General features: G+C 65.7%; 15 protein-coding genes and 4 pseudogenes. 9 read left to right on the top strand and 10 right to left on the bottom strand.

Annotation, left to right across the window (positions count from 1 at the left end):
• Positions 1 to 29 precede the first annotated feature (29 nt).
• Entirely contained in the window at positions 30 to 632 is a 603-nt protein-coding gene (locus tag ABZ909_RS34550; protein ID WP_357008311.1) for a flavin reductase family protein, read from the top strand.
• An 82-nt stretch (positions 633 to 714) separates the two neighbouring features.
• Here the strand turns inward: ABZ909_RS34550 and ABZ909_RS34545 are convergent, their stop codons facing one another.
• Both ABZ909_RS34545 and ABZ909_RS34540 read right to left on the bottom strand, forming a co-directional pair.
• Positions 715 to 987 carry a hypothetical protein gene (locus ABZ909_RS34545; RefSeq protein ID WP_357008309.1) on the bottom strand — a complete coding sequence of 91 codons (273 nt, stop codon included), beginning with the start codon at positions 985 to 987 and terminating at the stop codon, positions 715 to 717.
• A gap of 353 nt (positions 988 to 1340) precedes the next feature.
• Positions 1341 to 1744 (bottom strand): annotated as a pseudogene (locus ABZ909_RS34540) (glycosyl hydrolase family 65 protein); the annotation flags it as partial.
• 156 nt (positions 1745 to 1900) lie between these two features.
• Here ABZ909_RS34540 and ABZ909_RS34535 point away from each other — a divergent pair.
• From ABZ909_RS34535 to ABZ909_RS34520, 4 genes are all read left to right on the top strand, one after another.
• Positions 1901 to 2191, top strand: a complete 291-nt coding sequence (locus ABZ909_RS34535) for a hypothetical protein (protein ID WP_357008306.1) — start codon at positions 1901 to 1903, stop codon at positions 2189 to 2191.
• 14 nt (positions 2192 to 2205) lie between these two features.
• Positions 2206 to 4155 carry an aconitate hydratase gene (locus tag ABZ909_RS34530; protein WP_357008303.1) on the top strand — a complete coding sequence of 650 codons (1950 nt, stop codon included), beginning with the start codon at positions 2206 to 2208 and terminating at the stop codon, positions 4153 to 4155.
• Positions 4156 to 4338: 183 nt separating this feature from the next.
• Positions 4339 to 5298: a DoxX family protein gene (locus ABZ909_RS34525; RefSeq protein WP_357008300.1), complete on the top strand. Its 960-nt coding sequence runs from the start codon at positions 4339 to 4341 to the stop codon at positions 5296 to 5298.
• Between the two features lie 14 nt (positions 5299 to 5312).
• Positions 5313 to 5735, top strand: a complete 423-nt coding sequence (locus ABZ909_RS34520; RefSeq protein ID WP_357008298.1) for a hypothetical protein — start codon at positions 5313 to 5315, stop codon at positions 5733 to 5735.
• A gap of 19 nt (positions 5736 to 5754) precedes the next feature.
• On the opposite strand, the gene ABZ909_RS34515 is transcribed toward ABZ909_RS34520, so the two are convergent.
• Together ABZ909_RS34515 and ABZ909_RS34510 are read right to left on the bottom strand one after the other, a co-directional pair.
• The gene (locus ABZ909_RS34515) at positions 5755 to 6525 is read right to left on the bottom strand and encodes an RNA polymerase sigma factor SigF (protein WP_357008596.1); all 771 of its coding nucleotides are present in this window, start codon (positions 6523 to 6525) and stop codon (positions 5755 to 5757) included.
• 97 nt (positions 6526 to 6622) lie between these two features.
• Positions 6623 to 7091 (bottom strand): annotated as a pseudogene (locus tag ABZ909_RS34510) (DUF6328 family protein).
• A 145-nt stretch (positions 7092 to 7236) separates the two neighbouring features.
• Here ABZ909_RS34510 and ABZ909_RS34505 point away from each other — a divergent pair.
• Positions 7237 to 7392: a hypothetical protein gene (locus ABZ909_RS34505; protein WP_357008295.1), complete on the top strand. Its 156-nt coding sequence runs from the start codon at positions 7237 to 7239 to the stop codon at positions 7390 to 7392.
• Between the two features lie 184 nt (positions 7393 to 7576).
• On the opposite strand, the pseudogene ABZ909_RS34500 reads toward ABZ909_RS34505, so the two are convergent.
• From ABZ909_RS34500 to ABZ909_RS34485, 4 genes and pseudogenes are all read right to left on the bottom strand, one after another.
• Positions 7577 to 7881 (bottom strand): annotated as a pseudogene (locus ABZ909_RS34500) (STAS domain-containing protein); the annotation flags it as partial.
• A 383-nt stretch (positions 7882 to 8264) separates the two neighbouring features.
• Positions 8265 to 8402, bottom strand: a complete 138-nt coding sequence (locus ABZ909_RS34495; protein WP_357008292.1) for a hypothetical protein — start codon at positions 8400 to 8402, stop codon at positions 8265 to 8267.
• A 108-nt stretch (positions 8403 to 8510) separates the two neighbouring features.
• The gene (locus ABZ909_RS34490; protein ID WP_357008289.1) at positions 8511 to 8756 is read right to left on the bottom strand and encodes a CBS domain-containing protein; all 246 of its coding nucleotides are present in this window, start codon (positions 8754 to 8756) and stop codon (positions 8511 to 8513) included.
• Positions 8753 to 8947, bottom strand: a complete 195-nt coding sequence (locus ABZ909_RS34485; RefSeq protein ID WP_357008594.1) for a hypothetical protein — start codon at positions 8945 to 8947, stop codon at positions 8753 to 8755. The genes ABZ909_RS34490 and ABZ909_RS34485 overlap by 4 nt, the downstream gene beginning before the upstream one ends.
• A 244-nt stretch (positions 8948 to 9191) precedes the next feature.
• Between ABZ909_RS34485 and ABZ909_RS34480 the strand changes: the two are divergent.
• A pseudogene (locus tag ABZ909_RS34480) lies at positions 9192 to 10317 on the top strand (glutamate--cysteine ligase).
• Positions 10318 to 10420: 103 nt separating this feature from the next.
• On the opposite strand, the gene ABZ909_RS34475 reads toward ABZ909_RS34480, so the two are convergent.
• Complete coding sequence (locus ABZ909_RS34475) at positions 10421 to 10990, bottom strand: hemerythrin domain-containing protein (RefSeq protein ID WP_357008286.1); 570 nt, start codon at positions 10988 to 10990, stop codon at positions 10421 to 10423.
• 6 nt (positions 10991 to 10996) lie between these two features.
• A complete protein-coding gene (locus ABZ909_RS34470; RefSeq protein WP_357008283.1) occupies positions 10997 to 11242 on the bottom strand; it encodes a CsbD family protein in 246 nt (81 codons plus the stop codon).
• A gap of 139 nt (positions 11243 to 11381) precedes the next feature.
• Between ABZ909_RS34470 and ABZ909_RS34465 the strand changes: the two genes are divergently transcribed.
• Together ABZ909_RS34465 and ABZ909_RS34460 are read left to right on the top strand one after the other, a co-directional pair.
• Positions 11382 to 11705, top strand: coding sequence for a hypothetical protein (locus tag ABZ909_RS34465; protein WP_357008280.1), 324 nt, complete (start codon positions 11382 to 11384; stop codon positions 11703 to 11705).
• Between the two features lie 272 nt (positions 11706 to 11977).
• Positions 11978 to 12238 carry a GAF domain-containing protein gene (locus ABZ909_RS34460; RefSeq protein ID WP_357008277.1) on the top strand — a complete coding sequence of 87 codons (261 nt, stop codon included), beginning with the start codon at positions 11978 to 11980 and terminating at the stop codon, positions 12236 to 12238.
• Positions 12239 to 12279 lie beyond the last annotated feature (41 nt).

Below are 12279 nucleotides of genomic sequence, written 5' to 3'. Positions count from 1 at the left end.
CACCAGCCGTTCGTGCGGGGAGGTACGCCATGCCACTCGAGGTCGACACCGCGAACGGCGCGTTCGATCTCGTCATGACGGCGGCCGATGCTCCGGTCTGGATCGTCACCACCCTCGCCACCGGGCAGCGGGCCGGCTGTCTGGTGGGATTCTCCGGGCAGGTCAGCATCGAGCCGCGCCGGTTCCTGGTTTGCCTGTCGAAACGAAACCACACCTATCGTGTCGCGGCCCGAGCAGACCACCTGGCGGTCCACCTGCTGTCACACGAGTCCCTTGCCCTGGCGCATCTCTTCGGCTCCGAGACCGGGCTCGACCTCGACAAGTTCGACCACTGCGATTGGCAAGAAGGGCCGCACGCACTGCCGATCCTGACGGCGACGGCCGGCTGGTTCATCGGCGAGATCCTGGACCATACCGATTTCGGCGACCACGCCGGCTTCCTTCTCGCCCCCACCGCAGCCCGACCACCCACGCCGGACACTCCCCCGCTCCGCTACGCCGCGGTCGCCGACCCCATCCCCGGCAACCGGCCCGGAGGCCACAGTTACATGGCCATGTTCGGGAACATCATGTTCCACATCTGTCGGATCATGTCCATCATCTGTGTGCACATCACGATCATCACCTCCTGACCATTGCGAGGTCCTCCGCCCACGCGATGCGCGTGGGCGTTGAAGGTTTGTGGGGAAATCGCGCGACAGGAGCGCCGGTGGTTCAGCCCTCGGCCCGGTTCTCCGGCGCGATCGGGATGCCCGAGCCCTGCAGGCGGGTGGCCAGCAGTTGTTTGCCCAGCTCGCCGCCCGTGCGGCTCTCGGTCTGGGCGCGCCGGAAGAAGTCGGCCAGTTCGGTATCGGCGTCGCGTTCAGCGTCGGCGATGAAGGTGTCCAGCCGTAGTGCGTTGTCCAGCGACGCCTCGACGAACCAGATCAGGTTGTAGTCCTTGTCGCGGGTGCCGGTGATGATGCCGGTTTCGCTTGTCTTGCCCATGGCGTTGGTTCCCTTCCGCCGAGTGTTCGTTTCGTCTCCCCTTTTGCCGCTTACCCTCGCCCGCGCCGGGTAAGCGGGCGGTATGGAACCTTTGCATCTAGATCTCGGTGCCGGACCGGACGCTGTTCCGGTTCCGCCGATACGGCCGCCGGAACCGATCCCGCCCATCGAGCCGGGGCAGCCCATTCCGGAACCCGAGCCACCCGTGCCCTTCCCTGCACCCGGACCGCCGATTCCGGCGCCGCCGGATCCGCTTCCGCAGCCGGGTCCATCGGAACCTATTCCGCAGTTGCACCTGCGGCTGCCGACGGGTTGGGCAGGGTTGTCGGGCGGTCGGTCAGGGTGATGCGCCGGCCGTGGTGGGTCAGGGTGATGGTGTCGCCGGATTCGAGTCGGTAGGTAGTCGACGCGGCGGTGATATCGACGCGTATCCGGCTGCCGTGCCACAGGATTCGGAAGCACAACCGGTGCAGTCGCTCCGGGAGGCGCGGAGCGAAGCCGAGGTCACCGTCGTGGTCGCGCGCGCCGCCGAAGCCGCCCACGCAGCTGATCCAGGTGCCCGCGAGCGAGGCGATGTGGATGCCCGCGGCGACGTCGTGATGCAGGTCGTGCAGGTCCGTCAACGCGGCCTCGCGGAAATAGTCGTAGGAAGCGTGAGGTGACCGACCTCGGCGGCGAGGACGGCTTGGACGCACGCCGACAGTGAGGAATCGCGGACGGTCAGCGGGTCGTAATACTCGAAGTTGCGGATCTTCTGATGTCCGGTCGTCGTGGTCCGTACCTGTGCCGTACCCGTGGCATCCCCGGACAAACACGATTCCCCTGGCGCGAGATGTTTCGCGGTGGTTCTTCCGGTTACTCGACCGACTGCCGGCAGTCCGGCCGGCGCTCACGACAGCGGAAGGCAAAAACAATGCTGATGCTCACCCCCACTGCCGTCGAGGCAGTCCGCGATATCACCTCCGGAGACGGCGCGCCTCAGGACGCCGGCCTGCGGATCTCCACTCCCGATAACGCCCAGGGCTTCCACCTGGCCGTCACCGCCGGGCCGTCGCAGGACGACGAGGTGCTGACCGCCCAGGGAGCCCGCGTCTTCATGGACCGCAAGGCCACCGAATTCTTCGACGACAAGATTCTCGACGCCGGCCTCGACACGAAGGGCAATGCCACCTTCGTGGTCGGACCGCAAGCCGCCGGCAACTAGACCCGTCCGCGACCATGTCGGCGAATCTGGCTCGCAAGCTGATCGAGTCGCACCTGGTGTCCGGTGCGATGACGCCGGGTGCGGAGATCGCGATCAGGATCGACCAGACGCTGACACAGGACGCCACCGGCACCTTGGTGATGCAGGAACTCGAGGCCTTGAACCTCGAGCGGGCACGCACCGAGGTCAGCGTTCAGTACGTCGACCACAACCTGCTGCAGACCGATGAGAAGAACGCCGAGGACCACGAGTATCTCCGCACGGCCGCCCAGCACTTCGGCCTGTGGTTCTCCAAAGCGGGCAACGGTGTATCGCACCCGACACATATGCAGCGGTTCGGTATACCGGGCAAGTCTCTCGCGGGTTCGGATTCGCACACTCCGGCGGCCGGTGCGCTGGGCATGCTGGCCATCGGAGTGGGCGGATTGGAAGTGGCGCTGGCGATTTCGGGTCGGCCGCTGCACCTGAGGATGCCCGAGGTGTGGGGTGTCCGACTGGAAGGCGAACTGCCGCAGTGGTGTTCGGCCAAGGATGTCATTCTCGAGATGCTGCGCCGCCACGGCGTGAGCGGCGGGATCAACCGCATCATCGAGTATCACGGCCCGGGCCTGTCGGGCCTGTCGGCGATGGACCGCCATGTGATCGCGAACATGGGCGCCGAACTCGGCGCCACCACAACGGTATTCCCGAGCGACGCGGCCGTGCATGCCTTCCTCCGCGAGGAGGGACGCGAGAACGATTGGGTCGAGCTGGCGGCGGATGCCGACGCCGATTACGACCTCGAGGACTCGATCGATCTGTCGACCCTCGAGCCACTCATCGCGAAGCCGTCCTCGCCCGGCAACGTGGTGCCAGTGCGCGAGGTCGCGGGCACCGATATCGCGCAGGCGGTGATCGGCTCCAGCGCCAATCCCGGCCTGCGCGATTTCGCGATCGTGGCAGCCATGATGGCCGGGCGGCAGACCGTGCCGCAGGTCAGTTTCGACGTGAACCCCACCTCACGGGAGATCCTCACCGATCTGACCACGATGGGGGCCGTCACCGACCTGGTGGCCGCCGGGGCCCGCATCCACCAGGCCGGATGCCTGGGCTGCATCGGCATGGGCCAGGCGCCGGCCGTGGGTCGCAATTCACTGCGCACCATGCCACGCAACTTCCCCGGCCGCTCGGGCACCAAGGAGGACTCGGTCTGGCTGTGCTCGCCGGAAACCGCCGCGGCGTCGGCGCTCACCGGCGTGATCACCGATCCGCGAGAGTGGGCGCGCACCGTGCGCATGGACTATCCGAAGCTCGACCTGCCCGCACGCGCCGCGATCAACACCATGATGCTGGTCGCCCCACTGGATCCCGAACACGCCCGGCAGGTGCAGCCGGTGAAGGGACCCAATATCTCCAGCCTGCCGCCCCTGGCCCCGCTGCCCGAACGGATCGAAGCGCCGGTGCTACTGAAGGTCGGCGACAATATCTCGACCGACGAGATCTCTCCCGCCGGAGCACGGGCCCTGCCGTTCCGGTCCAACATCCCCAAGCTGGCGATGTTCACCTTCACCCAGATCGACGAGACCTATCCCGAACGGACACAACGGGTTTCCGAATCCGGCCATCTGATCGTCGGCGGCGAGAACTACGGTCAGGGCTCCTCTCGCGAGCACGCTGCGATCACCCCTCGCTACCTCGGGCTGCGAGCGGTCATCGCCAAATCCTTCGCTCGCATCCACTGGCAGAACCTGGCCAACTTCGGTGTCCTGGCGCTCGAATTCGTCGATCCCGCCGACTACGACAGCATCGACCGTGACGACGTCCTGCGCATCGACGATCCGGGCGAGATCGCGCACAGGACGACATTGCAAGTGCTCGACATGAGCAAGGAAACCACTTTCCCCGTCCGGCATCGTCTTTCGCCACGACAGGTACAGGACATCCTGGCCGGCGGCCTGATACCCCGCCTGGCGCAACGCGACTGACCGACCCGGTACGGAGCCGGGGCGGCGCTGTCCCGGATGATCGGCCTCACGACCGCCCCCACAAGGCCTCGCCCACGGTGCGGAAGGTATCGCGACCGCGATCAGCGCGTTTGACGGCTGGCATACCGGGAACAGCGACAACGTCAAACCCACGTGAGGCACCCTGCTGGAAAGGAGTCCACCATGCTGCGGCGAATTGCCCACCCCATGCTGGCGACCGTCTTCATCGTCGACGGAATCGACACTCTCACCAATCCGGATCCCCGGGTCAAGACCGCGACCGCCGCGCTGCAGAAGGGCGAGCAGAAGCTCCCGCCGCAGCTGGCGAACTACCTGCCCGGCGATCCGGGACGCGTGGTCCGGATCAATGCGGCGGTCCGCATCGGTGGCGGCGTACTGCTGGCCCTCGGGAAGCTGCCGCGTCTGTCCACCGCGGTGCTCGCCGCGACCGTCGTGCCCGCGACGCTATCCGAGCAGGGTTTCTGGAACGAGGAGGACCCCGAGCGGCGCGCGGCGAAACGCGCCGCGCTGCTGAAGGATGTGAGCCTGCTCGGCGGACTGCTCATCGCCTCCACCGATCGGCAGGGCAAGCCCTCCCTCGGCTGGCGCGGCCGTCACGCTCTCGACGAGCTCCACTCGGACACTGGCTCGACCCACGATCGCGTCGCCATGCTCGCCGATGCCGCGAAGGAACACGGACCGGAACTGGCCGCGACGCTGCGGGAGCGCGGCGAACGCCTCGCCGAGTCCGCCCGCGAACACGGTCCCGAACTCGTTGCGGCAATGCGTGATCGGGGCGAACGCCTGGTCGACACCGCACAGCACCGCGGCGACCAGCTCGCGGAGACCACCCGCGAAGTCGGCGCCCAGTGGGGCAGGACCGCCTCCGATCGGGGCGGCCAACTCCTCGAAGCGGCGCGTGAGCACGGCGGCCACCTCGCCGAGAGCGCACGAGAACACGCTGGGCCGCTCGCGGACACCGTACGGGAGCACGGGACACAGCTCGCCGGAACAGCGCGGGAGCAGGGTGTACAGCTGGCCACCACCGCGCGCAAGCGCGGCGGGTGGCTCGCACATGTCGCGCGGGGACGCGGCGAGCAGGTGGCGGACGTGGCTCGCGACGCCGCCGGCCGGACACGATGACGGGAGTCAAGATCATGACGTCTCAGCAGGTCGTATCCCGAACGGGTTTGTGGCTGTGCGCGGCGGCGACGGCGGTCGCCGTCGTCGCCGGCTGCGCGAACAGCACCACACCGGGCGTTCCGGGAACCGGTGCGCCGCAGCCCTCGGGGCAGTCGTCCGGTGGGCCTACCATCACCGCGGACGCCGCCAAGCAGCTCTGCGACATGATCCGATCCGAGGTCGACAAGTGGCGCGCCGACGGCCCCACCGAGGCACGGCTGAAATTCAATGCCACCGTTCAGGATTGGGCGCTGCGCAACAACGGAGTGAATATCGCGGTGATGCGCAATCGCGCGGTCATCGACCAGACCACCACCGCCACCTGCCCCGACGTCCACGACGCCGCCGTGCAGGCGATCCAACTCCCGGACCTGGCTTCGGGATTGGCCGGCTTCTGAGCGATCTCGGTGCGTGATCTCAGTTCGCGAGGGATTCGGCGCGGAGCTGCCCGAGGGTCGTGGACAGGATGCGCGATACCTGCATCTGCGAGACACCGAGGCGTGCGGCTATCTGATTCTGGGTCATCGACTCGAAGAATCGCATCACCAGCACCCGGCGCTCCCGATCCGGCAGCTCGGCAATGAGGGGACGGACCGCGAGGAGCTGGTCCACGTGCTCGTAGCCGGTCTCTTCGGTCCCCAGCGCGTCCAGCATCGCCAGCGGAGTGTTCTCGCCGTCGTCCGGGCACGCCGCTTCCAATGAGGTGCTCTGGTAGGCGTTGGACGCCAGCATCGCCTGTGTCAGCTCTTGCGGATCGACATCCAGCTCGGCGGCCAGTTCGCGGGCCTTCGGCATACGGCCCAGGCGCTGCGCCAAGGCTTCGATGGCGGTGCCGAGCCGGATCTGGGTCTCCTTGATCCGCCGCGGCACCCGCACGGCCCAGGTGCTGTCACGGAAGTAGCGGCGGACCTCACCCATGATCGTCGGGACCGCGAAGGACAGGAAGCGGGTGCCGCGATACACGTCGAAACGGTCGATCGATTGGACCAGCCCGAGCCGCGCGACCTGGAGTAGGTCTTCGAACGCTTCGCCGCGACCGGAAAACTTGCGCGCGATGTGATCGGCCAGCGGCAGGCAACGATCAATCGCTTCCTCTCGCAAGGCACTTCGCTCGGGAGCGTCGGTTTCGACGGCGACAGCCAGTTGTTCGAGCAGCGGCTCTATATCGTCGTAGCTGTCACCCGTCATCGGAATCACCCCGTATTCGGCTGAACTGCATAAATAAGGGGTACCCAGTCCACGCGCCATCGAACGCATTTTTTGTAATCGGTCGCAAATTGCCAGGTCAGGCGCTTCTACCACGGTGCTGATGCCAGGGATGCAACACCCATATCGCCGCGAACAGCGAGCCGAAAACAATTCCTGCCACAATCCCGGGCCCAGGTACCACCGACGGTGTCGAAAATGAGCACGGCCACCCCGGTGAGTGCGATACCGAACAGCCCCAGCCCCACGATGGCGTAACGATGAGCGGCACTCACGACATTCTCGATACGATGTCGCCGGAACAGCATCCGATGCGCAGCGACTGGCGCCACCAGGCAGACAGTGGCACCGATCGACGTGGCGACGATCACCAGGTACAGCACACACAGTGGCTCGGATAGCATGCCGAACCGATTCTGGGACGGGATCGTCAGCAGGAATCCGGTCAGCAACTGCACGCCCGTCTGCACCACGTGCAACTCCTGCATCAGGCTGTTCCAGTTCCGATCCAGCCGCTCGGTATCGGTTTCATTCCGGCCTCTCCTCATTCGCCCCGGATTACCCGCGACCACCGTGATCAAGCTTTGCGACAGCAGATATTTCGCCACCCAGCAAAATATCGGTAATCCGAGTTTGAGCGTCCGTACGCAGGGAACAGCCTGAGTGTATCGATCCCCCCACAAAGGAATAATCATGATCATCCTGGGCCTCATCCTGCTGATCGTGGGAATTGTTTTCGGCATCTCGATCCTGACGACCATCGGCGTCATCCTGATGCTTGTCGGCGCAGCGGCCTGGCTGCTCGGCATGGCCGGCCGCCCGATCCGCGGACGCTCCCACTACTGGTGATGCATCGTTCGCCCGATGCATCGTTCGCTGCAGGACACGTCGTATGCCACACGTACACCTGCGGCCGGCGATCGCACACATCAGCGCTTCACGCGACCCCTGACCTCTTCGATTGCAGGTCAAGGGATACCGCTCCAAAACGATCTCGCCACTCGGTTCGCCCCGTCGACGGTTCCGGTTTCTCGCGGCGATAGGCGTTCACCGCCGTCGGCAGCGTCGGGTAGAGGCTGTTCGGTCCGATCCGGTCGATCAACCCGGCGGCGGCCAGCGTGTCGCCCGGGTCCTGCTTCACCCGGGCAATCGCGAAAATGACTCCGCGAGAGCGGAATTCCTCTCGTAGTTGTTCGAGTCCATCCAGCGCGTTGAGATCTACTTCGACATTCGCCTCCGCATCGAGGATGAATCAGCGAACCGCCGCCGAACCGTCGAGCCATCGGCTGCGGCCAGTGCGCGGCGCCGGAAGTCCTCGGCATTGGCGAAGCACAGGGGCGTGCCGTCACCCACAACCAGACGACAACAGCCAGCGTCCCGCCACCGTGGCATACGCCATGACCTGAGGCGCCAGCTATGCGGCAACGGTGATTCCCGCCAGCACGTCCCGACCGAACGGACAATGGTGCCGGCGACCTGTTCCTGATCTTCCGAATGCTCGTGTGCGAGAAGCAGTTCCGTGGTCGGCCGCACGCTTCCAGGTGGATAGCCGTGCTCCTTCGCCATCTCGGCGGACCACTCCTTCCGCTGATCATCGAACCAGCAGCGGAAGCCACCGACGAGGCACGGGCCTTCCACACCCATCACCGATTCGAACGCCCGGGTGCCCTGGGGTGAGATACCGCCACCCCCTGCCACACCACGATCATCCGCCCACCCGGTCATTCTTGGGAAATCGCTTCCACGACTTCACTGGAATCCCGGTGGCTGAGTATTCGCGCGATGCCGGCCTGGGCAATAGTGCCGAACAGGTGGTCATTTTCGACCGCCGGGAGCCGCCGCACCTGGCGCTGAGCCATCAGCTGAATGACGGTGACAGGTCGTCGTCGGCCTCGGCCACAACGAGCGGTCCGTCGAACAACTCCCCCGCCTTCACCTCGAGCGGATTCTCGCGCGCGCCACCACGTTCACAGCGATATCTCGGTCGTCAGGATGCCGTGCAACCGGGAGTCCTCGCCGACGATCGGCAAGACGCCGACGCGCAGCTCCGCCGTCATGCGTGCGGCATCGACCACCGTATCGGTCGACCGTACACAGCGGCAGTCCGGCGTCATGATTTCGCGCGCGGTAGTCGTCGGGGTCTCCTCATTTTGTCGCGGATCACGTCCGACGTGCGTCATTCGCCGCCACACCGGCTTGACGGGGTTGCTCATTGACTAGGCTGCGGCACATTGACATGGCAGGTGTCGATTTTCGGGTTCACGCCGAGGTAGTTCAGCGGGCCCGCGATGATGGTCACCGCGATTGTTCCGGCGCTTGCGCAGTTGGATGGCGCGCTGTCGTAATAGTGCCGTTGACCCGCTGCCACGGCACCGATGATCAGCCACGCAAGCACCAGCACCATGACGAGGCGGCCCGCACTCGTGCGTCGTCCCCCACGCCACAGCCAGCGATTGTTTGCGTATGTTCTCACTTCGCATCTCCTTGTTCGACTGTCGCGCAGCTGGCGTAGGTTCCAGATCAGGGCAGTCGCGATATATTTCCTTCTCTCTCTCGAGGACCGGATACCCCGCCGAGTACAGGCCTAACGAGGCCGTTCGACGGTGTTCCGGACAAGCAACACGTGCCCCGCGAGTAACTTCATGGCAATGGACGCCGCGCTGTCGACCGTCGGCGTTGAGGAAGAATTCCTGATTGCGGACCCTGTGACCGGTGCGCCCGCCGTGAACAACGCCGAGGTGACACGGACCGTCGCCGAGAGCGGGATCGACCTGAAGCTGGAACTCACCCGATGCCAGGTGGAGACCAATACCCGAATGCACTCCAGCACTGCCGAGTTGATTCAGGAATTGCGCGCGTTACGTCTCGGTGTGACATCCTGCGCCGAGCAGAACGGCGCTCGGCTGCTCGCGGTGGCCATTCCGCCGACCGTGCCGCACCAGTTCCCGTTCACCGACACACCCCGCGGCTGGCGCATCGAGGAACATTTCGGCCTGCTCGCCCACGAGCAGGGCTCTGCGGCTGCCATGTTCACGTCGCGATTCCGGATCGGGAAACTGCCCTCCAGGTCAGCAACCACCTGCGCCTCTGGTTGCCGCTGTTCCTGGCACTGACCGCGAATTCCGCGATCTACCGCAGCGTCGGCAGCGGGTTCGCCAGTTGGCGAAACATTCTGTGGCAACGCTGGCCCAGCGCCGGACCTCCACCCTATTTCGCGTCGACGGAGGATTACGACGCCCTGGTCGCCACGATGATTCGAGCGGCAGCATTCTCGACGATACGATGGTGTACTGGGACGTCCGTCCGTCCTTGAACTATCCGACCGTCGAGATCCGAGTCAGCGACATCCCCGCTACGGTCGAGGCCACCGCCCTGCTCGACACCCTGTTGCGAGTCACGGTAATGACCGCGCGAAGGTCATTGGAGCAGGGGATCGTCGCAGCCCCGGTCCAGCAAAGAATGCTGCGCGCGGCGTACTGGAAGGCTGCTCGTATGGGCCTCGACGGCAACGGTGTCCACCCCGTGAACGGCAGTGTCATGCCGGTTCGCACGCTACTCGCCGAACTCGTCGATCACATCGAGCCGGCACTCGAGGAGCTGGGGGACCGCGACTTCGTCGCCAGAACCATCCAGACCGTTCTCACCTGCGGCAATGGCGCGCGTCGTCAACTCGAGGCCTTCCACATGCGTCGAGACGTCGGCGATGTCGTCACCGAGTTGGCGAATGTCACTTTGGAGGGCTGCCACCGGCACCCCGCCGACCTGCCTTCTTGAAAAGGATCGTATCGCCGAAGTTCGCGCTAACACCCGGAAGTCCCCCGGCCTGTTCGGTTGCAGGCCAGGGGATTTCGGTACCGATTTCGCGAGACGCGGCGCGCTAGGCGTTGCTGCTCTGCCGACGCCATTCACCGATGGCATCACGGATCCGGTCGAACACCACCAGCGGTGGGCCGACCAGCAGAGTCCCGGCCAGGGATCCACCCACTTCGGGGTGCGGCCGGGTGGGTGCGAGCGCCTCGGCGAAGCGCACCACGCTCGCGAGCTGGACTCGCTCGTCATTGGACGCCCGCAGCTGCAACTCGCCGAGCTCCTCCTTCTCCTCGAGCTCCACGTGCTCGATCACCTTCTCGGCGAACGACGCGAAGGTGGAATCGAATTCCGGATGCCCGAGGCCGAGGTCGTAGAGCCTCGCCAAGTCCTGCTCAGCCGCTTGTTCTTCGTGCAGCCGGCGGTCGACGATCTCACCGCTTACCGCGTGCTGCCGCGAGGCCGGATGCACGACCTCTCTCTCGGCGCACTCGTGCACCGCCAGTAGCCGCACGAGATCATCGAAGGCCTGCTGCCGGACCGGGCCCACCGTCAGGTGGACCTGTTGTAGCAGTGCTTTGATCTGGCCGTGCTGTGCCACCAGCAGGTCGATCACGTCCTTGTCGTTTCGATCGGCCACGACCGATCACCGATTCTGCTGCGCCCGCTGACGCGCTTCTTGGGCCCGGGCAAGGGCACGGTCCTTCTCGGCCTGGGCCTCCCGCTTGGCGGCGTCGCGCTGGGCTTGGGCTTTGTCCTGCTGAGCGCGGCCCTCTTCACGCAGCCCCGCGTTGCCGAAAACCTTGCCCGCAGCCTCTTTGGCCGCGCCTTTGACGCCCTCGACCACGCCTTCGACGCCTTCGCGGGCTCCGCTCTTCTCGTGCTCGGACATGGGATGTACCTCCGTATGTCGGATTGCAGGGACATTCGGGACCTACCCGAGGGTTCCGAGGCGAAACGGGCTCTCGGCCACATTGTTTCGAGTCCAGGAGACAGGGCAATCGGGTGGCCGAACCGAGGAAGTGTCTCCGATGTCCCGATACGCACTCCGCACCCCGATCCTGGCGGCCGCTGTCCTGCTCATTCCCCTCCTCGGGGGCTGCGAGCAGGCGAAAGAGGTCGTCAACAAGGGCGGCAGCACCCCGTGCAGCGAATTCATGGCGCAGGATCAGAGCAAGCAGCGGATCACCGTCCGCAAATACCTCGAGAAGGACACGAAGGTGACGCCGACAGCGGATCCGGACACCGTCGACGGCTCGATCGCGGCCATCACGCTCATGTGCCGGGCCCAGCGCAATCCGGACACCCCGATCCGGGACGCGGACCTGACCGGCATTCTCGTGCCGAAGAAGTAGCGGTCGCGGTGCTTCCCCTCGGATACCCGGCGTTTCCGCACCGACCAGACCCGGGAACCCAGGACAGGTGCAGGTTTCACAGCGACAGTCGACCGATCCGGATCCGGGCCGATCAACCGCTGAAGAGCGTCGCGGTGCTGGTGTCACGGGCACTGTCCGGGCGGCCGATGGTCGGCATCACCGCATATGAGAACGGCGAGCTCATCGCGCTGGACTGGTCCAGCCCGCAGGCGAAGCTGGTCGAGGAGGCCTGATGTTTTGCAGGCTCAGCCGTGCCGGGCTGCGCCCGATTCGAGCGCACGATTCTGTTCGCCGATATCACTCTAGAAAGGTGCTGGGCCGATAACGCATTCGAGATCAGGCCGTTCGGGGTCCGGTCGCTGCTGTGCGAGCCCGTATGGCGCGACGGAGCGGTGATCGGCGTGCTGACCGTATACGGCGAACGGTGCAACGGCTTCGGCCCGACCGACCACACCGCCGTGGAATCGGCCGCCGAGTGGTCGGCCGACCTGCTGATCGCCCACCGCGCCTGACCCTCCTCCCAACCGCGCGGGATACGGACGCACCCGCAGTG

Origin of the sequence: Nocardia sp. NPDC046763 (genome assembly GCF_040645495.1) — a bacterium.
Taxonomy (GTDB): domain Bacteria; phylum Actinomycetota; class Actinomycetes; order Mycobacteriales; family Mycobacteriaceae; genus Nocardia.
Note: the sequence above shows the minus strand (reverse complement) of the source record. Positions and strands in the feature narration are given on the sequence as shown.